The organism is Bacillus sp. CZDM1 (assembly GCF_055502545.1).
Genome location: NZ_JBUESO010000017.1, coordinates 17,392 through 37,878 on the forward strand (window position 1 = coordinate 17,392; position 20,487 = coordinate 37,878).

A 20,487-nucleotide genomic window follows, 5' to 3' on the forward strand; every position below is an offset into this window, starting at 1 on the left:
ATGTAGTATTGTGGGTTAGTAATGAACTTGAGGTGAAGGTAATGCTCAAACAGGGCATTTATGAGGAAATTATAACTAGAAAATTGAAAAATGAGTTAACTGGGATCGATCTAACCACTTTTGACATCCAAAAAGAAAGAATCGATGTTGAAGAGGCCAGAAAATTATTATCATCTTACATATCGCTTGTAACAAGAAAAGCCTTAAAATTTGTTCGTGACAATGAAACTGACGACCGGCAGGCATTGGTAAATCAAATACAGACTTGCAATGAAATCATATCAACATTAAGTGAGAGACTAGATGAAGAAGAATTCCGTCAGCTAAAGATAGAAGAAGAAGGGGAAGTTTTAACCTCTATTTACTCTCGAATTAATTCGATTCGAAGTATTCAGAAGGGTGAAGTAATCCGGCCAATTACGCCACTCTCTCAAAGCTCGCTTTTTACTGGCTCAAATTATGAACCAAATATGCTAGGAGAGTTGAAAAAGGAAATACTAACGGCTGACAAAATTGATATGCTTGTTTCCTTTATTAAGTGGAGTGGACTTAGATGTATTATTGAGGAACTTCAAGCTTTTACAGCGAATCCAAACAACAAGTTTAGGGTAATTACCACTTCCTATATGGAAGCAACAGATTATAAAGCCATCCAGGAGTTAAGTAAGTTACCCAATACGGAGATTAAAATATCATATGATGTGGATCGAACAAGGTTGCATGCCAAAGCATATCTTTTTAAAAGAGAAACCGGATTTAGCACGGCCTATATTGGTTCATCGAATCTATCGAATCCTGCCTTAACTTCTGGGTTAGAATGGAATATTAAAGTAACGGAAAAGGATTCCTTTGATATAGTAAAGAAGTTCGAGGCAACATTTGAAAGCTATTGGAATGACAACGAGTTTAAGGAATTTAGATCGAATAACAACCAAGACCAAGAACTATTAAAGCGGGCTTTATCAAAAAGTAAGTCACAAGAAGAAAAGGAACACCATTTCATATTTGATATTCAGCCTTATTTTTATCAAAAGGAAATCCTTGAAAAGCTTCAGGTTGAACGTGAAGTTTTTGGTAGAATGAAAAATCTACTTGTTGCAGCTACCGGTGTCGGGAAGACGGTAATTTCGGCATTTGATTATAAGCGATTTAAAAATAAAAATAGGTCAGCCAAACTGTTGTTTGTTGCTCATCGTGAGGAAATTCTAAAGCAAAGCATTGAAACGTTTAGAGCGATCCTAAAAGACCCTAACTATGGAGATATGTTAGTTGGAAGTCATCAACCTGAGTCGATTGATCACTTATTTGTGAGCATTCAGAGCTATAATAGTAAAAAACTAAATGAATCCACTACACGAGACTTTTATGATTTTATAATTGTGGATGAATTTCATCACGCGGCAGCCGATTCTTATCAGAAGCTATTAAGTCATTACCAGCCAAAAATACTCCTTGGACTTACCGCAACGCCTGAGAGGATGGATGGAAAGGATATATTATCATTCTTTGACGATACCATTTCAGCTGAAATGCGGTTAACAGAAGCAATTAATCGAAAGCTACTTAGCCCATTTCAGTATTTTTGTGTTAGCGATACTGTTGATTTGTCAAAATTGAAGTGGAGCCGTAAGGGTTATGAAATCAGAGAATTAGAGAATGTGTATACATCTAATGATCACAGAAGCAGTCAAATCGTGAAGAGTATCTATAAATATGTTACTGATATTGATCAGGTAAAAGGACTAGGGTTTTGTGTATCGATTGAGCACGCTAAATATATGGCCGATTTCTTCAACAAGGTAGGAATTACTTCTGTTGCATTGTATAGAAATGTAGATGGTAAGACTCGGCGAGAAGCACAACAACGCCTCGTTCAAGGGGATATTAAGTTTATCTTCGTGGTGGATCTTTATAATGAAGGTATCGATATTCCCGAAGCAAATACGATTTTATTTTTAAGGCCGACTGAAAGCTTGACCGTATTTTTACAGCAATTGGGTCGTGGTTTACGTTTAGCGGAGGGAAAAGAGTGTTTGACAGTACTAGATTTCGTTGGACAAGCCCATAAAAACTATAATTTTGATGAGAAATTTCGGGCATTAATCGGGAAAACAAAACATTCTGTTCAGCACTATATTGAAAATGGATTCTTTCATTTACCTAAGGGATGTTTTGTTCAATTAGAAAAGCAGTCGAAGGAATATATTTTAAGGAATATTAAATCAAGTGCCAATACCCGGGGGAATCTAGTTGCCAAGATGAAGTATTTTGAGGAAGATACCGGCTTGAAGCTGACCTTAACAAACTTCTTAAAGCATTATCATCTATCGATTTACGATTTTTATGGAAAGAGCGGAGACCGTAGCTTTAGCAGAATGATGGTGGAGGCAGGTGCTGCATTAAATTTTGAGTTTGACGATGAAAAGGTTATAACAAAACGACTGCCAAATTTATTTCACCTTAACTCAGGTAAATTACTAAAGTTTTTATTGAGATATCTTGAGGATCGGACCATTCGAAATGAAGAAGAGCATTTAATGCTTGCGATTTTCTATTATTCATTTTACAATGTACATCCAGAAAAAGAGGGAATTACTTCGCTCGAAGCTGGGATTTCTAGGATACTAATTCAACCAGAGTTTAAAGCGGAAATAGAGGAGATTATTCACTTTCTCTATCAAAGTTTGGAAACAATGGAAATTGAAAATAACTTTCCTTTTATTTCACCACTAGGTGTCCATTGTAACTACAATACTACTCAGGTATTAGCCGCGTTGGGATATTTTAATGAAACTAAGAGCCCAGCTTTCCGTGAAGGGGTAAAGCATTTTGAAGAAAAGAAGCTTGATATCTTTTTCATTACGTTAAATAAATCAGAAAAGGATTTTTCACCATCTACTTTATATGATGATTATGCGATTAATGAACGACTTTTTCATTGGGAAACACAAAGTCGAGTTGCAGAAGGAAGTAAGATAGCAGAACGATACATTAACCATAAAAAACATAATCATCAAATTGCCCTTTTTGTTCGGGAATATAAAAAGGAAAATGGATATACCTCTCCTTTTGTATTTCTTGGAACGGCTGATTATATAAGTCATTCAGGTAGTAAGCCTATGAGTTTTATTTGGAGATTGAAGGAAGAAATGCCATCCCATCTAGTACCTAGGGCTAATAAGAATATTCTTTAGTGAAATGACCTTGCTGTTAAAATCAGCAAGGTTTTAGTTGTTTATTATTTTCATATCATAGATTTTATCTCGAATTAATTGATTTACTGCCGGTATATCCGCAGGCGCCCATTTAAGTGAATCTAAGTTCTCTCTTTTCAGCCAAATTAATTTGGAATGCTCATTCGGTGTTGGAGTTCCCTCAATTACTCTACATTTAATCGCTATGAGGTGAATAATAAATGCTTCATACTCATGAATGTTCTCATTATATACTACTCCTGAAGTAACAATTCGACACCCCAACTCTTCCTCAATTTCTCTTTCTAATGCAGAATAGATATCTTCATTTTCCTCAACCTTTCCACCTGGAAACTCCCACATATTTGGCATAGTCATATTAGGGGACCTGAGCGCGCATAGAGTTTCATGTTCTTCATTTTCAACGATGGCTGCAACAACTTTTATTAATTTTTTCAATGGAATCCTCCTGGAGAGTACGATTACCATTTATCATATTACATTTTTTACAATAAGTTTTGTTTCAAGTCATTTTAATAACCACAAATTTTTGATAAATAGAAACCTTGCTAATTATCACAGTAAGGTTTTTGCTATAATATTTGGATAAATTTGTTAAAGGGAGAGAGGCATGTGAGCGCAGAAGCTTTATGGAGTCATTTAAGAGCAAAAGCTAGTTTATCAGAGTTTGGGATACATACGGTTCCACAAAATAAGAGTATTCCTTTGTGGTTTTCAGTAGGGAAAAAGGATAAGCACCTCGTCATTAAGAAGGCTAAACTACACGCACCAAGTGACAAAATATCAATGGATAGAACGATAACTTTCAAGGATTTTGAATATGTTTACCGATACTACGAACGTTGGTTAAAGGGGGATTCCAGTAGTCGGCAGGAGGCAGCAAAGAAATCGCAGAAGACTGCCAATATTTTTGCTTTAATTGTCGAGGCAAACAAAGTTACCGTTTAGGGCAGATTTCAAACTACTAAAACAGGGGGGAACAAAATGGCTGGGGATCATTCTGCAGCGAGAAAATGTTAATAGGGATGTTCTTATCAATGAACTAGATTTAAGGCAGGTTTCGAACACGACTATCTTTCTCGAAGGAAAGTATTTCGTATTATCACCTTCGGTTCAGAACGCCCATAATTGGTTTGATCTTCGATTAGTGAATTTGAATCAATTTGATCGAAAGAACCCCTAATGTAGACGCCAAGAGCACTAATCAAACGTTTGATTGAATTTTATTTTTGGTTTTTATGTTTCCCAACAACGTATAAAGCTTTTTCTTATTCATCAAAGTTAAAATTACCCTCAGTCATTTTTTTTACCTTCCTGCTGGTTGAGGTATGCCTCAAATTTGGTCCCAAACAAGGTCTCCGGCCGCAGGAACTTATTCCAAAAAGGATCGTACTGCCATTCAGCTGACTTTAAATCGATAACCTTCATAAAATCCTCTAGGGTAGAACCTTCTCCATATCTTTGTGCTGATGCATGTATCATCAAACCTTTCTGAAAGTAGTAAAAGAAGCACCGAACTTGATCGGTTACCTAAAACCAAATATGAGAGTAAGCGGTTTTGTGAATAGGTGTACCATAGAATTTAACCGGAGCTAGAGTGAAATAAAGGTATAGTAGAAATTAATAACGCCTGGGATTAGATCCAAGCGTCGGTAGGCTGTTATAGATTATCTGTATTAATTCTTGGGGTTCCAGGTTCAAGACCAGCTGCTGCACTAGCGTTATTAGTATGTCTATCGTTTTTGTTTTTATCTAATTTACTGTCTTTGGATGTTTTATTTTTGTCAGCCACTTTTTCACCTCCTACAGATAAAATACCCAATTTTTCCTTTAAAAAAATGGTTAAAGTATTTTAACATTTTACAAATATTGGTTAATAGTCCAAATACATTTGAAAAAAGTCCAAAAGGTCCGAGAAAAAGTCCAAAAGACCCTGAAAATAGTCCAAAACACCATTGTGGTTTTTAGTATGTGTTAGGGAAAAATATCTCATTGTAAAAAAAGCAAAGAATCATACATCAACACTAATCATACGTTTGATTAACGGGTGTGAGGCCTTGGTACAACAGGTCCTGAAAACTAATCAAACGTTTGATGAACAAATTCAGCGGTCAAATGTGAAAGCTTTTATGCTAAAATGGAAGAAATTAAAAATCGAAGAAACAAGGATTTAGTAAGGTGTTTCTGGCAAGTAGTGTTTTTAATTCTTAACAATATCTTCACATTCTATTACTTGAATTTTGTATATAAGTGAATTATTATATAAGTGATCATTTATATAGTTCTATCCCGTTACGGATGTCCAGCTTGCATAATAATTAAGGGTTTAACGAAAAATATCCAATAGTTTATTTTACTTACCATCATTATAAGGATATTATTATTTACTTATATGAGACGCTGAGGAGGGGGATTTATGTCAGAAACAAAATCTAATTTAGAAATAGAGCAGATTTCTAACATCTTTAAATTGTTAGGGGATAAAACGCGTTTAACCATGATTAAAATGCTGGATAATCATGATGCTTGTGTTTGTGAATTTGTAGAAATATTTAAAACCAGTCAGCCAGCCATCAGTCAACATGTTCGTAAGTTAAAAGATGCTGGGCTAGTTAAGGAAACAAGGAGAGGACAATGGATTATCTACTCTTTGAATAAAGATAGTGAATACTTTTCATTGGTTCAAGATTTATTGCAACACCTTCCAAACCAAGATTTTAGATTAAAGGAATTGGAAGAACAGGGATTACGAATTTCATGTGAATAATTGGGGGTTTCAACATTGGTATCTACGATACTAGCATCATTCATTTTTTTAATTACACTTATTCTTGTTATCTGGCAACCCAGAAACTTATCCATTGGCTGGTCCGCATGTGGGGGTGCGATTCTTGCACTAATCGTAGGAGTGGTTGATTTCCAGGACGTTCTTGAAGTAACCAAAATTGTATGGAATGCGACCTTTTCATTTATTGCTATCATCATTATTTCCTTGATATTGGATGAAATTGGGTTCTTTGAATGGTCAGCACTCCACATGGCAAGAGCTGCGAAAGGCAACGGAATTAAAATGTTTGTTTATGTGAGCGTTCTTGGTGCTCTCGTGGCAGCATTCTTCGCAAATGATGGGGCTGCCCTTATCCTTACACCAATCGTCTTAGCGATGGTACGAAATTTAAAGTTCGAAGAAAAAATGGTTTTTCCGTTCATTATTGCCAGTGGTTTTATTGCAGATACAACTTCATTGCCACTAGTGGTGAGTAATCTTGTGAATATCGTTTCTGCTGACTTTTTCGGAATTGGATTTGCAGAGTTTGCTTCTAGAATGTTTGTTCCAAATTTATTTTCTTTAGTGGCAAGTATTTTAGTCTTATTTCTTTACTTTAGAAGGAACATACCTAAAACATATGATCTAAATAATCTAAAGAAACCTACCGAAGCCATTCGGGATCAAAAAATGTTTCGACTTTCATGGTTGGTCCTCTCCATATTATTAGCAGGGTACTTTATTAGTGAATTTTTAAATATTCCCGTATCCATCATTGCAGGTATAGTGGCAATATTCTTCTTATTTATGGGAAGAAGAAGCCATGCAGTTGAAACAAAAAAGGTCATTAAAGGAGCACCATGGGCGATTGTATTTTTCTCAATCGGAATGTATGTGGTGGTTTATGGCTTAAGAAATGTGGGATTAACCAATGTCTTAGCTGACCTAATCCAAGTGACAGCCGATCAAGGATTATTTGTAGCAACCATTGGAATGGGTTTTATTGCTGCTATTCTATCCTCCATTATGAATAACATGCCAACTGTGATGATTGATGCTTTGGCCATTGCTGATACCAATACAACAGGTGTAATAAGAGAAGCTTTAATTTACGCAAATGTAATTGGCTCTGATTTAGGTCCTAAAATAACCCCTATTGGATCTCTTGCCACTTTGTTATGGTTACATGTTTTATCGCAAAAAGGAGTTAAGATTTCTTGGGGAACCTATTTTAAAACGGGTATTGTTTTAACCATACCAACTTTATTCATTACGTTGGTTGGTCTCTATATATGGTTGTTAATCATTTAAGCAAAATTTAAAACAAAAAGGAGCATTCATCATGACAAAGAAAAAACTCTATTTTTTATGTACAGGAAACTCTTGCCGCAGCCAAATGGCAGAAGGATGGGCAAAAAAACATTTAGGTGATGAGTGGGAAGTTCGCAGTGCTGGTATTGAAGCTCATGGATTAAACCCGAATGCAGTAAAAGCGATGAAGGAAGCTGGAGTTGATATTTCAACTCATACATCTGATATTATCGACCCTGAGTATTTGAACAATGCTGATTTAGTTGTCACTCTTTGTGGAGACGCTGCTGATAAGTGTCCGATCACACCACCAAAGGTAAAGCGAGTTCATTGGGGGTTTGATGACCCGGCAAAGGCTCAAGGAACAGACGAAGAAAAATGGGCATTCTTCCAACGTGTCCGTGATGAAATCAGTGGCCGCATTAAACATTTTGCTGAAACTGGTAAGTAAAGAGAAATTAATAGCCAAGAGCTTTAGACTCTTGGCTCTAATTTTATTATTTATATAACCAATTGCTTATATCATTTCCATTAGGAGAGTGTTTTTATGAGTAAAGTAGAAATCTTTGATCCAGCCTTGTGTTGTCCCACAGGTGTTTGTGGTCCGAGTGTTGATCCTGAATTAACAAGAGTGGCAACTGCAATCTTTTTATTAGAGAAAAAGGGGTATGACATTAAACGTTATAACCTTGGGACGGAACCTGGAATATTTGTTGAGAATAAAGAAGTTAACAAAATTCTTCATGAAAAAGGTCCGGACTCACTTCCGGTAACCTTAGTCGAGGGCAAGATTGCTAAGATAGGCACCTATCCGACTAACGAAGAACTTGCCGAATGGTTTGGTATCCATGCTGAGGAATTGATTGTCAAACCTAAGGCTGGTTTAAAAATTGAACTTAATCCATTGAAATAGAAAGAAGTGAAAATCATGTTTCAATCTTTCGATACCAAATTTATAAGTAAAACAAAATTCTTATTCTTTACTGGAAAAGGCGGGGTAGGGAAAACTTCAACTGCTTGCGCTACAGCAGTAACTTTAGTAGATGAAGGAAAAAAGGTGTTACTTGTGAGCACTGATCCTGCTTCAAATTTACAGGATGTATTGGAAGTTGGGCTAACAAATACTCCAATGGCAATTCCGAATGTCCCCAATCTATATGCTTGTAATCTTGACCCTGAAGAAGCAGCAAGAGCTTATCGTGACAGAATTATTGGTCCATATCGTGGCAAGCTCCCAGATGCAGTTGTTGCAACGATGGAGGAACAATTGTCTGGGGCATGTACCGTAGAAATTGCAGCATTTGATGAATTTACAAATTTACTAGCAGATTCTTCAATTGTTGACGCATATGAACATATTATCTTTGATACAGCTCCAACAGGACATACACTTCGACTACTACAGTTGCCGACTGCATGGAGTGGGTTTTTAGAGGAAAGCACACATGGTGCCTCTTGTCTCGGTCCTCTTTCTGGGTTATCTGAAAAAAAGCAGATTTATTCATTAACAATGGATGCACTTGCTGATCCATCTAAAACTACATTAATTCTTGTGGCAAGACCTGATGAATCATCTTTGTTAGAAGCAAGTCGTGCATCAAAAGAATTGAAAGAAATCGGTATTGCCAACCAAGCTTTGATTATGAATGGATTAATGCAATCCTTTTTACCAGAAGATCGAATTTCATCTTCGTTTTATCAACAACAACGGAATGCGATTAAACAAATTCCAGATGATTTAAAACAAGTTGTCATCTATTCATTACCGTTTGTTTCGTATTCTTTAACAGGTGTTAAGAACTTGCGTTATTTGTTTAAACAATATACAATGCCAGCCATACCATTAGAGGTTGAAAGTCAAACGATTACTCTGCCCGGATTAAATAAAGTGATTGAAGACTTTTCAGTAAACGATACTAGAGTAATTTTTACGATGGGCAAAGGTGGAGTCGGAAAGACAACTATGGCTTCTGCTATTGCTATTGGATTGGTTGAGAAAGGTCATAAGGTACATTTAACCACTACAGATCCAGCAGCGCATCTAGAGTTTGTTTTTCAAGATACTCGACTAAATGACAAATTAACCATCAGCCGTATTAATCCAAAAGCAGAAGTTGAGGCTTACAAAGCAGATGTTTTAACAAAAGTAAGTAACGAACTTGATGAAGAAGCACTTGCGTATATTCAAGAAGATTTAAACTCACCTTGTACAGAAGAGATTGCCGTTTTTCGTGCCTTTGCAGAAGTGGTTGCAAAATCTGAAGATGAAATGGTCGTGATTGATACTGCACCAACAGGACACACATTGCTCCTTTTAGATGCTGCTCAGTCCTATCATAAGGAATTGGCTCGATCAACTGGAGAGATACCAGAGAGTGTGAAAATGTTGCTTCCTCGATTAAGAAATCCGAAAGAAACTAGTGTGGTTATTGTGACATTGGCTGAAGCAACTCCAGTTTTAGAAGCAAGCCGTTTGCAGGAGGATTTGAAACGTGCAGATATTGTCCCAAAATGGTGGGTAATTAATCAAAGTTTATATGCTACTAAAACGAATGATCCTGTATTAAAAGGCAGAGCACAAGCTGAAATAGCGTGGATTCAAAAGGTGACCAAAGAATTAACCGATAAATGTGCAATTATTCCTTTAATGAGTGAAGAAAAAACAAGAATTGAACAGTTAAATAAGTTTATTAATTGATTTATGGAGTAAGACTTTTTTTATTTCCTTATTGAGAAAAAACAAGTAAGATAAGGAAGTAATATTTTTGAAAGGTGATGGACAATGAATATAACAGATCAAGCTCGTGATGTTATAAAGCAATTACTTCAAGAAAACGATGCGAAAAACATCCGTGTCTATTTTTCGGGAATATCCTGAGGGCAGCCAAGAGTTGGGCTGAGCCTGGATGGTTCAGAAGATAATGATAAAGTAGTAACTATAAATGAAATAAAAGTGGCAATCGATCCTAGCATCGAGTCACATATTGAAAGCCTTACTCTTGATTTCAGCAAAGAGGCTAATGGGCTCGTGTTAGTAGGAAATGAAAGTAACTGTTGTTAAAACCAAAATACATTTAGAAAAGGGTCTCATAATTTGAGACCCTTTCAATCTATTTGAGGTGTTTTTAAGAACAACAGTTGTTAGGGTTTTTGGTTTGTGTTGGCGTGGAGCAGCACTCCACTTTTTCAGCCTCCGGGTCAGGAGTGCAACAAGCAGAATCATTTTCATTGACAACATCCACATCTGCTTTTGTGTAGAAAAACTCCCACTCATTTCTATCAGGATCATTAACCCAGAATTTATCTTGGAGGGCATAACAACATGTTGTGTCGATTTCTTCGAAATGTGTAGGAATACCGTTTTCTGCAAGTCTGTTCTTATGCGCCATAACTTCTTCCGTGCTTTCAACTTGAATGCCGAAGTGTCCAACCTGATTTCCACTTACTTCATCACGAAGATTAAGTGTAAAGTTTAGTCCTGGCGTTTCAAGAAGGAACTTCGCATAATCGGACTTTACTTTAACTGGTTCAGCCCCGAATAGTTTGCTGTAAAACTTAATGGATTGTTCAAGGTTTGTAACATTAAGACCAACATGTGCGTATTTCATTTTAGTTTCCTCCTAAATTTATTTTGATTTATTTACTACAATTGAGGGTGTAATAAATTATTTACAGCAATTATTTTCTTGTTCTTCCTGTGTTTTAATTTCTTCTTTAACTTCCTCAATTTTAACATTGCAGCAAGAACTTTCTTTTTTTCCAAACAGACTTTTTAAAATACTCATTATTATATCCTCCTTAAATAATGTAGAATAAAAATCCAGATATTGTTGACATCGTAAAGACTGAACCTACGAAAGCAAATACAAGTTTCTTTTTAAAAATGCTATTTAATAACGTTAATTCAGGTAAACTTGCGCCTGCTGAGCTAATCATCAGTGCCATTACTGGACCTAAAGCCATCCCTTTGGCAATCATAATTTGCGAGATTGGAATCATGGTTGAAAGTCTAATATAAAGTGGAATTCCAATGATAGCAGCAATAGGAACAAGCCACCACTTATCACCCCCCATAAGAGAAGATATCCAGCTAGTTGGAACTGCTCCATGAATGAATGCACCTATGAATGCGCCGATTAGCAAATAAGGATAGACACTTTTCATTAGCTGCAGTGTTTCAAAGAATGCAGCCTTAAATTGAAATTTCTTATTTGGTTCTTGATATCCCTTTACTACAACATTTTTTATCTGTTCTTCAAAACCAAACTTTTCTAAAGTAAAACCAATCATTACGGAAAGGATGGAAGTTATGACTGTATAAGCAATGGCGACTTTTACTCCGAGTACGGCTGTCATTAGTGTGATGATGGTTGGATCAAGAACAGGAGAAGAGAATAAGAAAATCATTACAATCCCAAATCGGACCTTTTTATTGAGTAAATTAACAACAACCGGAATGGTTGAGCATGAACAAAATGGTGTGATAAATGCAAATCCTAAAGCAACTAGTGCGCTTACTAATGGATGGCTTTTTTCCATCATGTGCTCCATCTTTTTATAAGGAATGAAACCCTGTATTAGGTTGATTAGAAAAGAGACTCCAACGAACAATAGTGTTAGTTCAAATGCAATTGACAAAAAACTATGAAACACTTCTGACCACATAAGCAACCCCCTTATTGATTAACAAAAATTCTATACATAGTTCCGACTTTCCCATTTCAATTTTCACAGCATACTGGTTGGATTTGTATATCACAGCAACTTGGTTTTGCATTAAGGTACCTTTTTTGTGAGTTGAAATTTCTAAACGCATGGAAGACCCTTTTGAATAAACTCTCCTTTTCGCTGGATTTAGAAAGTTTGCTTGCTGAAATTGCCTTCTCCATTTCTTCTTTTTTCATTTCATAATAAACTTTTAATTGCTTTTCATTGAAAAACATATAACCAGCTCCCTTTAGTTGTAAATTGCAAGTATTTGTTTTTTATAAAAGAGCAAGAGATTCTTGCTCAAATTAATGGTTTACAACAAACAGTTGATTTTGACATTGCTTCGTTTAGTAGTTTGACTGACTTGATTACCATTTCTCGTTCAAATTCACTCATATTTGAAAATACTTCTTTAAGATATTGGTTCATTTCTGCATCAATCTTGGCAGCAGTATAATTTCCTTGTGTAGTTAGAGTAAGTTGTGAGACACGCCGATCCTCAGGTAGTGGAGATTTTTTAACCAGCTCCATCTTTATTAGTGTTTGGATTTGGCGGCTAAAAGTGGTTATATCCATTCCTAGAGTATCAGCGACCTGTTGCATCGAAGGTTTATCATTCCTGAGAATTTCATAAAGGATGTGACTCTGTACAAGGGATATCTCAGTTTCACCTATTTGACAACAGTTTTTATTTAAAAGACCAAAACGCCTGGTCATTACTTGGAATAACTCTCTTACGTTTTCCATTATTTTCACCTCTGATTTATTTATATACAAAATACTTGCAAATTGCAACATATTTTCTTTCAAATTGGAAAATTTTTTTATATAATCATTTTAAACAGATGAAGTTAGGGGGAAAGAATATGGAAGCAGGATTTAAAACAAGGCTGGCTTCACTAAATGATCTGGGAGCGATATTAAATATTTACAACCAAGGAATTGAAGACAGGATTGCAACGTTGGAGGAAAACCAAAAAGATATTGAGTACATGACAGAATGGTTTAACAACCATAACGAACGTTTTGCGGTTTTAGTCATCGAGGATCATGATGAAATTGTTGGTTGGGCTTCATTAAATGCCTATTCGAATAGGAGCGCCTATGCCGGTGTAGCTGATTTATCCATTTACATAAGGAGGGATTACCGAGGAAAGGGTGTCGGTTCATCATTATTAAAAGAAATTGAATGTACTGCGATTAAGAATGACTTTAATAAAATTGTTCTTTTTACTTTTCCTTTCAATAACTTGGGTCAGGGGCTTTACAAAAAAAATGGTTTTAGAGAAGTCGGAGTATTTAAAAACCAAGGGAAATTAGATGGTCGCTTTGTGGATGTTATGATTATGGAAAAGCTCCTGATTCCTTAAATTAAACTACCGTGTAAGAACGATGTCTGCTCTTACATATGCCGAGGGTTTTGGCTACACTGAGCTCGTGGAACTGATGAAAAAAGATAAGTAGAAGTAACACCGTAGCAGCATTTACTATCATTTATTCGTTTATAGCTTAAAAAAATTTGGCACCACCCAGGAATTACGCACGTACGCACCTGCGAGGGGCGTATGAAATTTTTCATGCGCCTACTCTATTTATGGTGCTTTTTATCTATATACTGCACTAGACACCGCACCTCAAAATCCTAAGTTTTTCCGAACTCGCTGGACGTAGCTCTGGCTTACCGGAAGAACGGTACCCTCTGATCCTTTTAATGTGACCTCTAAATTGGATATCAGGTCACGCGAGATGTGTTTAATCGAAGAAATATTTACAATATAAGAGCGATGAATTCGAATAAACGTGTCTGGTATTCGTTGTTCAAGTGTTTTAAGTGGAAATTTTGAATGATAACAGCCATCCTCTGTATAAATGAATGTTTTCTTGTCTTTACTTTCTATAAACATCACCTGTTCAATTGGGATCGGAATCCACAGGTCATCTTTTCTACCGATGATAAAAGAAAGCGTTTTGTGCTTTTTAAACGAATATTCAGGCGGCAGAATAACGGTTAAAGCCCCGCTAAGACCTGTTTCTGCATCCTCAAGCGGGTAGCCAACTCCATAATATGGAATACCGAAAACGGATTCATCAACCATCGATTCAACTCTACGTTTCTGTAAATAGACACGCTCCGTAATACTCCCCAAAGGAATCGGCTGACCTTGTGCAATATGAATATCATGACTCCCAGGGATGTATGATACATACCTATCTCCACCTGCAATGGCAATAGAAGCCTCTGCTGGAACCCAATCTTCAATGAATTTCGAAAATTGATGAACAACATTTCTATCCATGATTTCTCCCCCCATTTTTTAAATTATTATCCATTTTTTGGTTTTATCGCATTTATTTGTATTCTGTCATGCAATATTATTCTTTGTCACTTTTTTGTGACAAAGCAATCAATCTACTATATATTTTTTAGAATAGATGGAATTATCAAAATATTAGGAAAGGGAATCATGAAAACCTTACCAATACTTTCCTAATCTCTTTTTTATTATACAACGAAAATGAAAGCGCTCCAATGAACAAAAAAACAATAAAAATTAAAAGGAGATATTCACTATGACAGCACAAACTCTTTCTGCAAAAAAGGAAACTTACAACTTAAAAAATTATGTTGAAGTGTACAACTCATTCCAATGGTCTCAAGTAGAACAGAATTTTTCTTGGCACACAACCGGCCTTGTTAACATCGCGCATGAAGCAATCGACCGCCACGCCATGACAGAAAAAGCCAACAAAGTGGCTCTTTATTATTCAGACCAATACAGAAAAGAACAATTTACGTATAAAGATATGAGAGATTACTCAAATAAAGCTGGAAATGTTTTAAAAAATATTGGCGTAAACAAGGGTGATCGAGTGTTCATCTTTATGCCTCGCTCTCCCGAACTCTATTTCGTTTTACTAGGAACCATAAAGCTTGGTGCCATAGTTGGACCATTATTTGAAGCTTTTATGGAAGGGGCTGTAAAGGATCGCCTTGAAGACAGCGGAGCAAAAGTCCTTGTCACAACCTCTGAATTGCTCAAACGTGTCCCAGTTAACGAACTTCCTAATCTAGAGAAAGTTGTTATCGTTGGAGATGAGGTAAAAGAAGATGAAACGTACATTGACTTTACTAAAAACTTTGAACAAGCAAGCCATACGCTCGATGTTGAATGGGTGGATCGTGAGGATGGAATGATCCTTCATTATACGTCCGGTTCAACAGGAAAGCCTAAAGGCGTCTTACACGTACACAACGCAATGATCCAACAATACCAAACTGCTAAATGGGTCCTCGATCTAAAAGACGATGATGTCTACTGGTGTACCGCAGACCCGGGCTGGGTAACAGGAACCACATATGGAGTTTTTGCACCTTGGCTTGCGGGTGTGTCAAACGTCATCCGCGGTGGACGATTTAGCGCATCGGATTGGTATCAGACTCTCGAAAATTATAACGTAACCGTATGGTATAGTGCTCCAACAGCTTTCCGGATGTTAATGGGAGCTGGAGATGATCCTATTAAAAACTATAATCTTTCTTCATTGCGACATGTCGTAAGTGTAGGTGAGCCACTTAATCCTGAAGTAATCCGTTGGGGAATGAAAGTCATGAACTTGAGAATCCATGATACATGGTGGATGACAGAAACAGGAGCCCAACTCATCTGTAACTATCCTTCCATGGAAATGAAGCCAGGTTCCATGGGAAAACCAATTCCAGGGGTCGAAGCTGCGATTGTCGATGACGAAGGGAACGTCCTGCCTCCAAACACAATGGGCAATCTAGCAATCAAAAAAGGCTGGCCATCAATGATGAGAGCAATCTGGAATAACAAGGAAAAGTATGAATCTTATTTTCTTCGAGGAGATTGGTATGTTTCGGGAGACTCGGCTTACATGGATGAAGAAGGATATTTCTGGTTCCAAGGACGTATCGACGATGTCATCATGACATCAGGTGAACGTGTCGGCCCTTTTGAAATCGAGAGCAAGCTTGTTGAACACCCAGCTATAGCTGAGGCTGGGGTCATTGGCATACCAGATCCTATACGCGGGGAAATTATTAAAGCATTTATTGCGTTACGAGACGGATATGAGCAAAGCGCTGAACTTCAAGAAGAAATCCGTAACTTTGTAAAAAAAGGATTGGCGGCACATGCTGCTCCAAGAGAAATTGAATTTAAAGATAAATTGCCAAAAACGAGAAGCGGTAAAATCATGAGAAGAGTGTTAAAGGCTTGGGAGCTGAACCTTCCAACAGGTGATTTATCTACAATAGAAGACTAGTAGGAATCTGCGACGGCTCATGAATAGAAAGGTCTCCCTTTCTATTCATGAGCCGAGATGTTTTAAAACTATCAATAATCGAAGGAGGAAACATATGAAAACTAGTAAAAATAGGTGGTTGATCGCTTTATCTGCCATTGCAATCCACCTTTCCATTGGTGCTGCATACGCATACAGTGTCTATACAAATCCGATTCATGATGCAATGGGCTGGTCAAAGGCAGGAATTACGTTATCCTTTACGATTATGATGGCACTTGCAGGGATTGCAGCAGCTTTCTTTGGCAATTTTGTTGAACGAAATGGTCCAAGAAAATCAGCGATCCTTGCAGCGATCCTTTTTGGAGCTGGCCAAGCTGGTGCCGGTGTTGCCGTTGCGATTGATTCCCTCGCTCTTTTCCTTCTTACCTATGGATTAGCAAGTGGATTAGGGATGGGTCTTGGCTACATCTCACCAGTGTCGACACTCGTTAAATGGTTCCCTGACCGTAGAGGGTTAGCCACTGGTATGGCCGTCTTGGGCTTTGGTACGGGAGCTCTGATTACAGCTCCGGTGGCAGCTAGCCTCATGGAATCAATCGGCATTCAAATGAATTTTTATATTTTAGGGATCAGTTATTTTGTTCTTATGGTACTAGGCGCTTCCTATATCGCACCCCCACCTGAAGGCTGGATGCCACATGGGTTGAAAAAAGATATTGCAGCTGGTAAAAAAGTCGTTAAAAAAGATTTGTCACAATTAACTGCAAAACAAGCTGTGAAAACAAAGCGTTTTTGGATGCTATGGACAATGATGCTCATTAATACCACCGCTGGTATTATGATGATTTCTGTCGCTTCTCCTATGGCTCAAGAAGTCGTTGGATTATCAGCAGCTGGAGCAGCTGCGATGGTAGGGATCATGGGGATTTTTAACGGCGGCGGAAGACTTGGCTGGGCAGCCATTTCCGATTATATCGGTCGAAATACTGTATTCATGACGTTCTTTATCCTGCAATTAATCGCTTTTGTAATACTTCCGAATATAACAAATGTGTTATTGTTCCAAGCACTAATTTTAATTGTTGTGAGCTGTTATGGCGGCGGCTTCTCAAACCTCCCTGCATTCATCGGAGATTTATTTGGAACCAAGCAACTTGGTGCCATTCACGGCTATTTATTAACAACATGGTCGTTAGGCGGCATTTTAGGTCCACTATTAGTAACACAAATTAGAGAAAAAACAGAAAGCTACATCCCAGTTTTCTATGTATTTACAGCATTAATTATCGTCGCATTCCTTGTCTCGGTCTTACTTCGATTAGACATCAAAAAACAAGAAATGGCAGCCAAACAAAAACAACAACAACAAGGAATTGCTTAACATCGCGGTAGCTGTGCGTTGCAATCCCAAAAGTAGACATTATACACTTAGAAATTCAGCTAAAGAACTAGAGCCTGAAGGCTTTAGTTCTTTCTCTATAAATATAATTAAAACAAGATCTTTGGTTCTTCCATTTCACTGCCAGTGGAGTTTAAGAAATTAAAATGATAAAATTTCTATTATTACTAATTTTAGAAAAAGTGTTTTAATGCTGAAATGGTGTATGAAAAAACTAATCAAACGTTTAATTGAATCGGGTGGTAAACCAATCAAACGTTTGATTAAGGATGTGAGGCCTTGGTACTCCTGGGCTTAAAAACTAATCAAACGTTTGATGAACAATTTCAGCTTTCAAAGGACGGAAGGGATTAACATGAAAGAGATACAAACTTTTGCAAAACAGTATCAAAAAGAAATGGGATGGGAAATTTCTGAGGAGGGTTATGCTGAGAGCCGAGATTCTCTTTTAAATAATTACATGCTGCTAACGACGGAAGTTGCCGAGGTAGCAGAGGAGCTGCGGAAGGCATTGAATCTTACTGGTGCCTATGTCCAAAAAGGAATGGATGAAGAGAAGGCATTTGAGTTAGCAAAGAATCAGATTAAAGAAAATATAGGCAAGGAATTGGCAGATTGTCTCGCTTACATGTTGAAATTTTATATTTTTTTTGGAATCGATGTAGAAGAAAGCTTTTACGCCAAAATGGAAGAAGTTAAAAACCGGAAGAATAAGGATTTAGTAAAAGCAACGAAATGAAATCATTCATAAGTACCAAGATTTATTTTTGAAAATGATCAAAAGTAAATCTTGGTTATTTTTTTACAAAGGCTGTGTTAGGATTCAGTGTTGATTTTCGTGCAGGGTTGATCATTCATAAGCGGAGAATTTCCGGCTATTTATATAAAGGAAGATTAAAAAGCCGATATAAGCGGAAATATTCCGGTTAACTGCTTTAAATAAGACAAAATCCAATGATTTGGATACCATAAGCGGAAAAACTCCGCTTATTATGAAGGAAATATGGGGAGTTCCCAATTTAAACGGAAATTCTCCGCTTATTTTCCAAACACAGTAAAATCAACATTCAGCTTTAACACAACCTTACAAAAAAATATTTTGCCCTGTCCAGAGATTACTACTGAGAAAAAAATAATCCCTTTTGCCGAAATCATTCAGTACTTAAGTGACAAGGCCGATAAGTGCTTTAAATTCAGTTCCAAAAGAACAAGAGACTTAATTCAAGCAAGGGTGAACGAAAGTTTTCGATAAGTGATTTTAAGAGGGTAATTGATTTAAAGGTTGCGGATTGGGGAGGAGATGTGGATTGGAATAAGTATTTGCGGCCGGAAACCCTGTTTGGAACGAAATTCGAATCCTACTTTAATCAAAATGAAAGATTTTTAAAAGAGGAGTTTAATCTTGAAGATTAGACCAGTATAAGAGCAGTCTTCCACAATCGCGCCCTATTGTTGAGGAAAGTAAACACATATTTATATATAATGCAATCGAGATTGTGAAGGATTACACGTTAAACTAACGAAGCAGGTTAGTTCAACAAGCATTGAAACAATATTGGTTGGGGAAACGTATTAGAGAGATGAAATTTAAGATGGGTAGAGGTTAATGGAATGGGAAAAGACTTTTATGCTGGTATTTTCAGCTTTATGGTTGGAGTTCTTGCAATTTATATGTTCTTCCATGCCACAAGGGGACGTTTCTTGAACAATAAAACGTATGACCATATCAGGCATATAACCCCGTTACCTGTCTCTTTTAATTTCTGGTTCATTAAAATTTTGTTTATGGTTGGGGGACTTTTATGTTTGGCTGTCGGGGTATACGGAATCATTGAACCATTTCTTTAATCTAATTGTTTTTGAATTAACGGGGGCTTTAGTGAAATAAAGAGTCGTAGCTGCGGCTCTTTTTTTGTTCCATTAACGGGTGAATTGAACAAGGATTTTATTATAGTTTAGCGAATTTTTAATTTATCCTAATTAAAGAGAAGTGATTTGTATATGAAATATCATCAAAGGGATTTCAATGAAGAACTAAAGCAAAAGATTAAAACAATTGAACAAACATTAAAAGATTATATAGAAGAGTTGTTAAGTGAATATAAACCTGTTTTTGCGAAGAAAAAATTAAAATTCGACGCTGGATTGGATAAAGACGGGGATGATCCTTTTCAACCTGGATACCTTTCTACCGTTTCGATTGGAGTTACCGATGAAATATATGAAAGTGATGAACTTATTAATTTTCATATGATTAGAATTTGGGAATGTGACCGTTATTTCTTAGGATTGCTAATTTCAAAATACATCCCTGGCAGCAAGATAATTGGCGAACTAATGGATGATTCGGTGGATGAAATCAAAACGGATTTGAAGGAATACATTGAGGAAATGTTAGTTGATTTAAGTTAACGGTTTTTCGGCTAACGTGTGCGTTTCTGAACTAAGAAGTAACGCTTTAAGGAGATGAAACTCTTATGATTATTAAAATGGACTTTGGTGACGATTTTATTCAATACATTTCTTGTGCAACAAAAGTAGGTAGGAAGATGAACTGTATTCAGAAGGACTTTCTAATGTGGATTTTTGATGAGGAAAAGAATACAAAATATTGGGCTTTAGAAAATGGAGAAAGAATTCACCCAAATTATGACGCAAATGCAATAGTTGAATGGTTAAACAATGTAAGATTTAAGAGAGGAATTGCGAAAGCAAAATTAATCACCAGTCCTCAATTAGAGGTTAAAAAGAAATTATATTATTAGATTGTTTCTTAAATGTGTAAATCTTCAACCCATAAGATTGTGAAAAAATGT

Annotated in this window: 23 protein-coding genes; 15 read left to right on the plus strand and 8 right to left on the minus strand. The window is 36.7% G+C overall.

What is annotated here, in order from left to right; translation table 11 throughout:
• Window positions 1–41: 41 nt before the first annotated feature.
• The gene (locus tag ACY3XC_RS25150; protein WP_464871029.1) at window positions 42–3,194 is read left to right on the plus strand and encodes a DEAD/DEAH box helicase; all 3,153 of its coding nucleotides are present in this window, start codon (window positions 42–44) and stop codon (window positions 3,192–3,194) included.
• Between the two features lie 33 nt (window positions 3,195–3,227).
• Here ACY3XC_RS25150 and ACY3XC_RS25155 read toward each other — a convergent pair whose 3' ends face one another.
• A complete protein-coding gene (locus tag ACY3XC_RS25155; protein ID WP_464871030.1) occupies window positions 3,228–3,653 on the minus strand; it encodes a (deoxy)nucleoside triphosphate pyrophosphohydrolase in 426 nt (141 codons plus the stop codon).
• A gap of 174 nt (window positions 3,654–3,827) precedes the next feature.
• Here ACY3XC_RS25155 and ACY3XC_RS25160 point away from each other — a divergent pair, with 174 nt between their 5' ends.
• A complete protein-coding gene (locus ACY3XC_RS25160; protein ID WP_464871031.1) occupies window positions 3,828–4,163 on the plus strand; it encodes a hypothetical protein in 336 nt (111 codons plus the stop codon).
• Window positions 4,164–4,508: 345 nt separating this feature from the next.
• On the opposite strand, the gene ACY3XC_RS25165 is transcribed toward ACY3XC_RS25160, so the two are convergent.
• The gene (locus tag ACY3XC_RS25165; protein WP_464871032.1) at window positions 4,509–4,697 is read right to left on the minus strand and encodes a conserved phage C-terminal domain-containing protein; all 189 of its coding nucleotides are present in this window, start codon (window positions 4,695–4,697) and stop codon (window positions 4,509–4,511) included.
• A 178-nt stretch (window positions 4,698–4,875) separates the two neighbouring features.
• Window positions 4,876–5,007 (minus strand): hypothetical protein, encoded by a 132-nt coding sequence (locus ACY3XC_RS25170; protein WP_464871033.1) that lies wholly within the window; start codon window positions 5,005–5,007, stop codon window positions 4,876–4,878.
• 624 nt (window positions 5,008–5,631) lie between these two features.
• Here ACY3XC_RS25170 and ACY3XC_RS25175 point away from each other — a divergent pair.
• The 5 genes from ACY3XC_RS25175 (at window position 5,632) to arsA (ending at window position 9,991) form a co-directional block, all read left to right on the plus strand.
• Window positions 5,632–5,982 (plus strand): ArsR/SmtB family transcription factor, encoded by a 351-nt coding sequence (locus ACY3XC_RS25175; RefSeq protein WP_464871034.1) that lies wholly within the window; start codon window positions 5,632–5,634, stop codon window positions 5,980–5,982.
• Window positions 5,983–5,997: 15 nt separating this feature from the next.
• Window positions 5,998–7,293, plus strand: a complete 1,296-nt coding sequence (locus ACY3XC_RS25180; protein WP_464871035.1) for an arsenic transporter — start codon at window positions 5,998–6,000, stop codon at window positions 7,291–7,293.
• 31 nt (window positions 7,294–7,324) lie between these two features.
• The gene (gene arsC / locus ACY3XC_RS25185; RefSeq protein WP_464871036.1) at window positions 7,325–7,744 is read left to right on the plus strand and encodes an arsenate reductase (thioredoxin); all 420 of its coding nucleotides are present in this window, start codon (window positions 7,325–7,327) and stop codon (window positions 7,742–7,744) included.
• A 96-nt stretch (window positions 7,745–7,840) separates the two neighbouring features.
• Window positions 7,841–8,206, plus strand: coding sequence for an arsenite efflux transporter metallochaperone ArsD (gene arsD / locus ACY3XC_RS25190; protein ID WP_464871037.1), 366 nt, complete (start codon window positions 7,841–7,843; stop codon window positions 8,204–8,206).
• Window positions 8,207–8,221: 15 nt separating this feature from the next.
• Window positions 8,222–9,991, plus strand: a complete 1,770-nt coding sequence (arsA, locus tag ACY3XC_RS25195) for an arsenical pump-driving ATPase (protein ID WP_464871038.1) — start codon at window positions 8,222–8,224, stop codon at window positions 9,989–9,991.
• 427 nt (window positions 9,992–10,418) lie between these two features.
• Here arsA and ACY3XC_RS25200 read toward each other — a convergent pair whose 3' ends face one another.
• The 4 genes from ACY3XC_RS25200 to ACY3XC_RS25215 form a co-directional block, all read right to left on the minus strand.
• Window positions 10,419–10,901 carry an ArsI/CadI family heavy metal resistance metalloenzyme gene (locus ACY3XC_RS25200; RefSeq protein ID WP_464871039.1) on the minus strand — a complete coding sequence of 161 codons (483 nt, stop codon included), beginning with the start codon at window positions 10,899–10,901 and terminating at the stop codon, window positions 10,419–10,421.
• Between the two features lie 190 nt (window positions 10,902–11,091).
• A complete protein-coding gene (locus ACY3XC_RS25205) occupies window positions 11,092–11,958 on the minus strand; it encodes a permease (protein ID WP_464871040.1) in 867 nt (288 codons plus the stop codon).
• A 56-nt stretch (window positions 11,959–12,014) separates the two neighbouring features.
• On the minus strand, window positions 12,015–12,236 hold the full coding sequence (locus tag ACY3XC_RS25210) for a hypothetical protein (protein WP_464871041.1): 222 nt from the start codon (window positions 12,234–12,236) through the stop codon (window positions 12,015–12,017).
• Between the two features lie 67 nt (window positions 12,237–12,303).
• Window positions 12,304–12,750, minus strand: a complete 447-nt coding sequence (locus tag ACY3XC_RS25215) for a MarR family winged helix-turn-helix transcriptional regulator (RefSeq protein WP_464871042.1) — start codon at window positions 12,748–12,750, stop codon at window positions 12,304–12,306.
• A gap of 119 nt (window positions 12,751–12,869) precedes the next feature.
• Between ACY3XC_RS25215 and ACY3XC_RS25220 the strand changes: the two genes are divergently transcribed.
• Window positions 12,870–13,373: an arsinothricin resistance N-acetyltransferase ArsN1 family A gene (locus tag ACY3XC_RS25220; protein ID WP_464871043.1), complete on the plus strand. Its 504-nt coding sequence runs from the start codon at window positions 12,870–12,872 to the stop codon at window positions 13,371–13,373.
• Window positions 13,374–13,637: 264 nt separating this feature from the next.
• Here ACY3XC_RS25220 and ACY3XC_RS25225 read toward each other — a convergent pair whose 3' ends face one another.
• On the minus strand, window positions 13,638–14,300 hold the full coding sequence (locus ACY3XC_RS25225) for a LytTR family DNA-binding domain-containing protein (protein ID WP_464871044.1): 663 nt from the start codon (window positions 14,298–14,300) through the stop codon (window positions 13,638–13,640).
• 274 nt (window positions 14,301–14,574) lie between these two features.
• Here ACY3XC_RS25225 and acsA point away from each other — a divergent pair, with 274 nt between their 5' ends.
• The 7 genes from acsA (at window position 14,575) to ACY3XC_RS25260 (ending at window position 20,436) form a co-directional block, all read left to right on the plus strand.
• A complete protein-coding gene (gene acsA, locus ACY3XC_RS25230) occupies window positions 14,575–16,290 on the plus strand; it encodes an acetate--CoA ligase (RefSeq protein ID WP_464871045.1) in 1,716 nt (571 codons plus the stop codon).
• Window positions 16,291–16,384: 94 nt separating this feature from the next.
• Window positions 16,385–17,653: an L-lactate MFS transporter gene (locus ACY3XC_RS25235; RefSeq protein ID WP_464871046.1), complete on the plus strand. Its 1,269-nt coding sequence runs from the start codon at window positions 16,385–16,387 to the stop codon at window positions 17,651–17,653.
• A 373-nt stretch (window positions 17,654–18,026) separates the two neighbouring features.
• Complete coding sequence (locus ACY3XC_RS25240; protein WP_464871047.1) at window positions 18,027–18,410, plus strand: MazG nucleotide pyrophosphohydrolase domain-containing protein; 384 nt, start codon at window positions 18,027–18,029, stop codon at window positions 18,408–18,410.
• Between the two features lie 509 nt (window positions 18,411–18,919).
• Window positions 18,920–19,084, plus strand: a complete 165-nt coding sequence (locus ACY3XC_RS25245) for a conserved phage C-terminal domain-containing protein (protein ID WP_464871088.1) — start codon at window positions 18,920–18,922, stop codon at window positions 19,082–19,084.
• A 198-nt stretch (window positions 19,085–19,282) separates the two neighbouring features.
• Window positions 19,283–19,519 carry a hypothetical protein gene (locus ACY3XC_RS25250; protein ID WP_464871049.1) on the plus strand — a complete coding sequence of 79 codons (237 nt, stop codon included), beginning with the start codon at window positions 19,283–19,285 and terminating at the stop codon, window positions 19,517–19,519.
• 153 nt (window positions 19,520–19,672) lie between these two features.
• Complete coding sequence (locus ACY3XC_RS25255; protein WP_464871050.1) at window positions 19,673–20,083, plus strand: hypothetical protein; 411 nt, start codon at window positions 19,673–19,675, stop codon at window positions 20,081–20,083.
• Window positions 20,084–20,148: 65 nt separating this feature from the next.
• Window positions 20,149–20,436 carry a hypothetical protein gene (locus ACY3XC_RS25260; RefSeq protein WP_464871051.1) on the plus strand — a complete coding sequence of 96 codons (288 nt, stop codon included), beginning with the start codon at window positions 20,149–20,151 and terminating at the stop codon, window positions 20,434–20,436.
• Window positions 20,437–20,487 lie beyond the last annotated feature (51 nt).

Coding starts and splice junctions, on each gene's coding strand:
- ACY3XC_RS25150 (WP_464871029.1), top strand. CDS start 42: ATGCTCAAACAGGGCATTTATGAGGAAATTATAACTAGAAAATTGAAA.
- ACY3XC_RS25165 (WP_464871032.1), bottom strand. CDS start 4,697: ATGATACATGCATCAGCACAAAGATATGGAGAAGGTTCTACCCTAGAG.
- ACY3XC_RS25175 (WP_464871034.1), top strand. CDS start 5,632: ATGTCAGAAACAAAATCTAATTTAGAAATAGAGCAGATTTCTAACATC.
- arsC (WP_464871036.1), top strand. CDS start 7,325: ATGACAAAGAAAAAACTCTATTTTTTATGTACAGGAAACTCTTGCCGC.
- arsD (WP_464871037.1), top strand. CDS start 7,841: ATGAGTAAAGTAGAAATCTTTGATCCAGCCTTGTGTTGTCCCACAGGT.
- arsA (WP_464871038.1), top strand. CDS start 8,222: ATGTTTCAATCTTTCGATACCAAATTTATAAGTAAAACAAAATTCTTA.
- ACY3XC_RS25200 (WP_464871039.1), bottom strand. CDS start 10,901: ATGAAATACGCACATGTTGGTCTTAATGTTACAAACCTTGAACAATCC.
- ACY3XC_RS25205 (WP_464871040.1), bottom strand. CDS start 11,958: ATGTGGTCAGAAGTGTTTCATAGTTTTTTGTCAATTGCATTTGAACTA.
- ACY3XC_RS25210 (WP_464871041.1), bottom strand. CDS start 12,236: ATGTTTTTCAATGAAAAGCAATTAAAAGTTTATTATGAAATGAAAAAA.
- ACY3XC_RS25215 (WP_464871042.1), bottom strand. CDS start 12,750: ATGGAAAACGTAAGAGAGTTATTCCAAGTAATGACCAGGCGTTTTGGT.
- ACY3XC_RS25220 (WP_464871043.1), top strand. CDS start 12,870: ATGGAAGCAGGATTTAAAACAAGGCTGGCTTCACTAAATGATCTGGGA.
- ACY3XC_RS25225 (WP_464871044.1), bottom strand. CDS start 14,300: ATGGATAGAAATGTTGTTCATCAATTTTCGAAATTCATTGAAGATTGG.
- acsA (WP_464871045.1), top strand. CDS start 14,575: ATGACAGCACAAACTCTTTCTGCAAAAAAGGAAACTTACAACTTAAAA.
- ACY3XC_RS25235 (WP_464871046.1), top strand. CDS start 16,385: ATGAAAACTAGTAAAAATAGGTGGTTGATCGCTTTATCTGCCATTGCA.
- ACY3XC_RS25240 (WP_464871047.1), top strand. CDS start 18,027: ATGAAAGAGATACAAACTTTTGCAAAACAGTATCAAAAAGAAATGGGA.
- ACY3XC_RS25250 (WP_464871049.1), top strand. CDS start 19,283: ATGGGAAAAGACTTTTATGCTGGTATTTTCAGCTTTATGGTTGGAGTT.
- ACY3XC_RS25255 (WP_464871050.1), top strand. CDS start 19,673: ATGAAATATCATCAAAGGGATTTCAATGAAGAACTAAAGCAAAAGATT.
- ACY3XC_RS25260 (WP_464871051.1), top strand. CDS start 20,149: ATGATTATTAAAATGGACTTTGGTGACGATTTTATTCAATACATTTCT.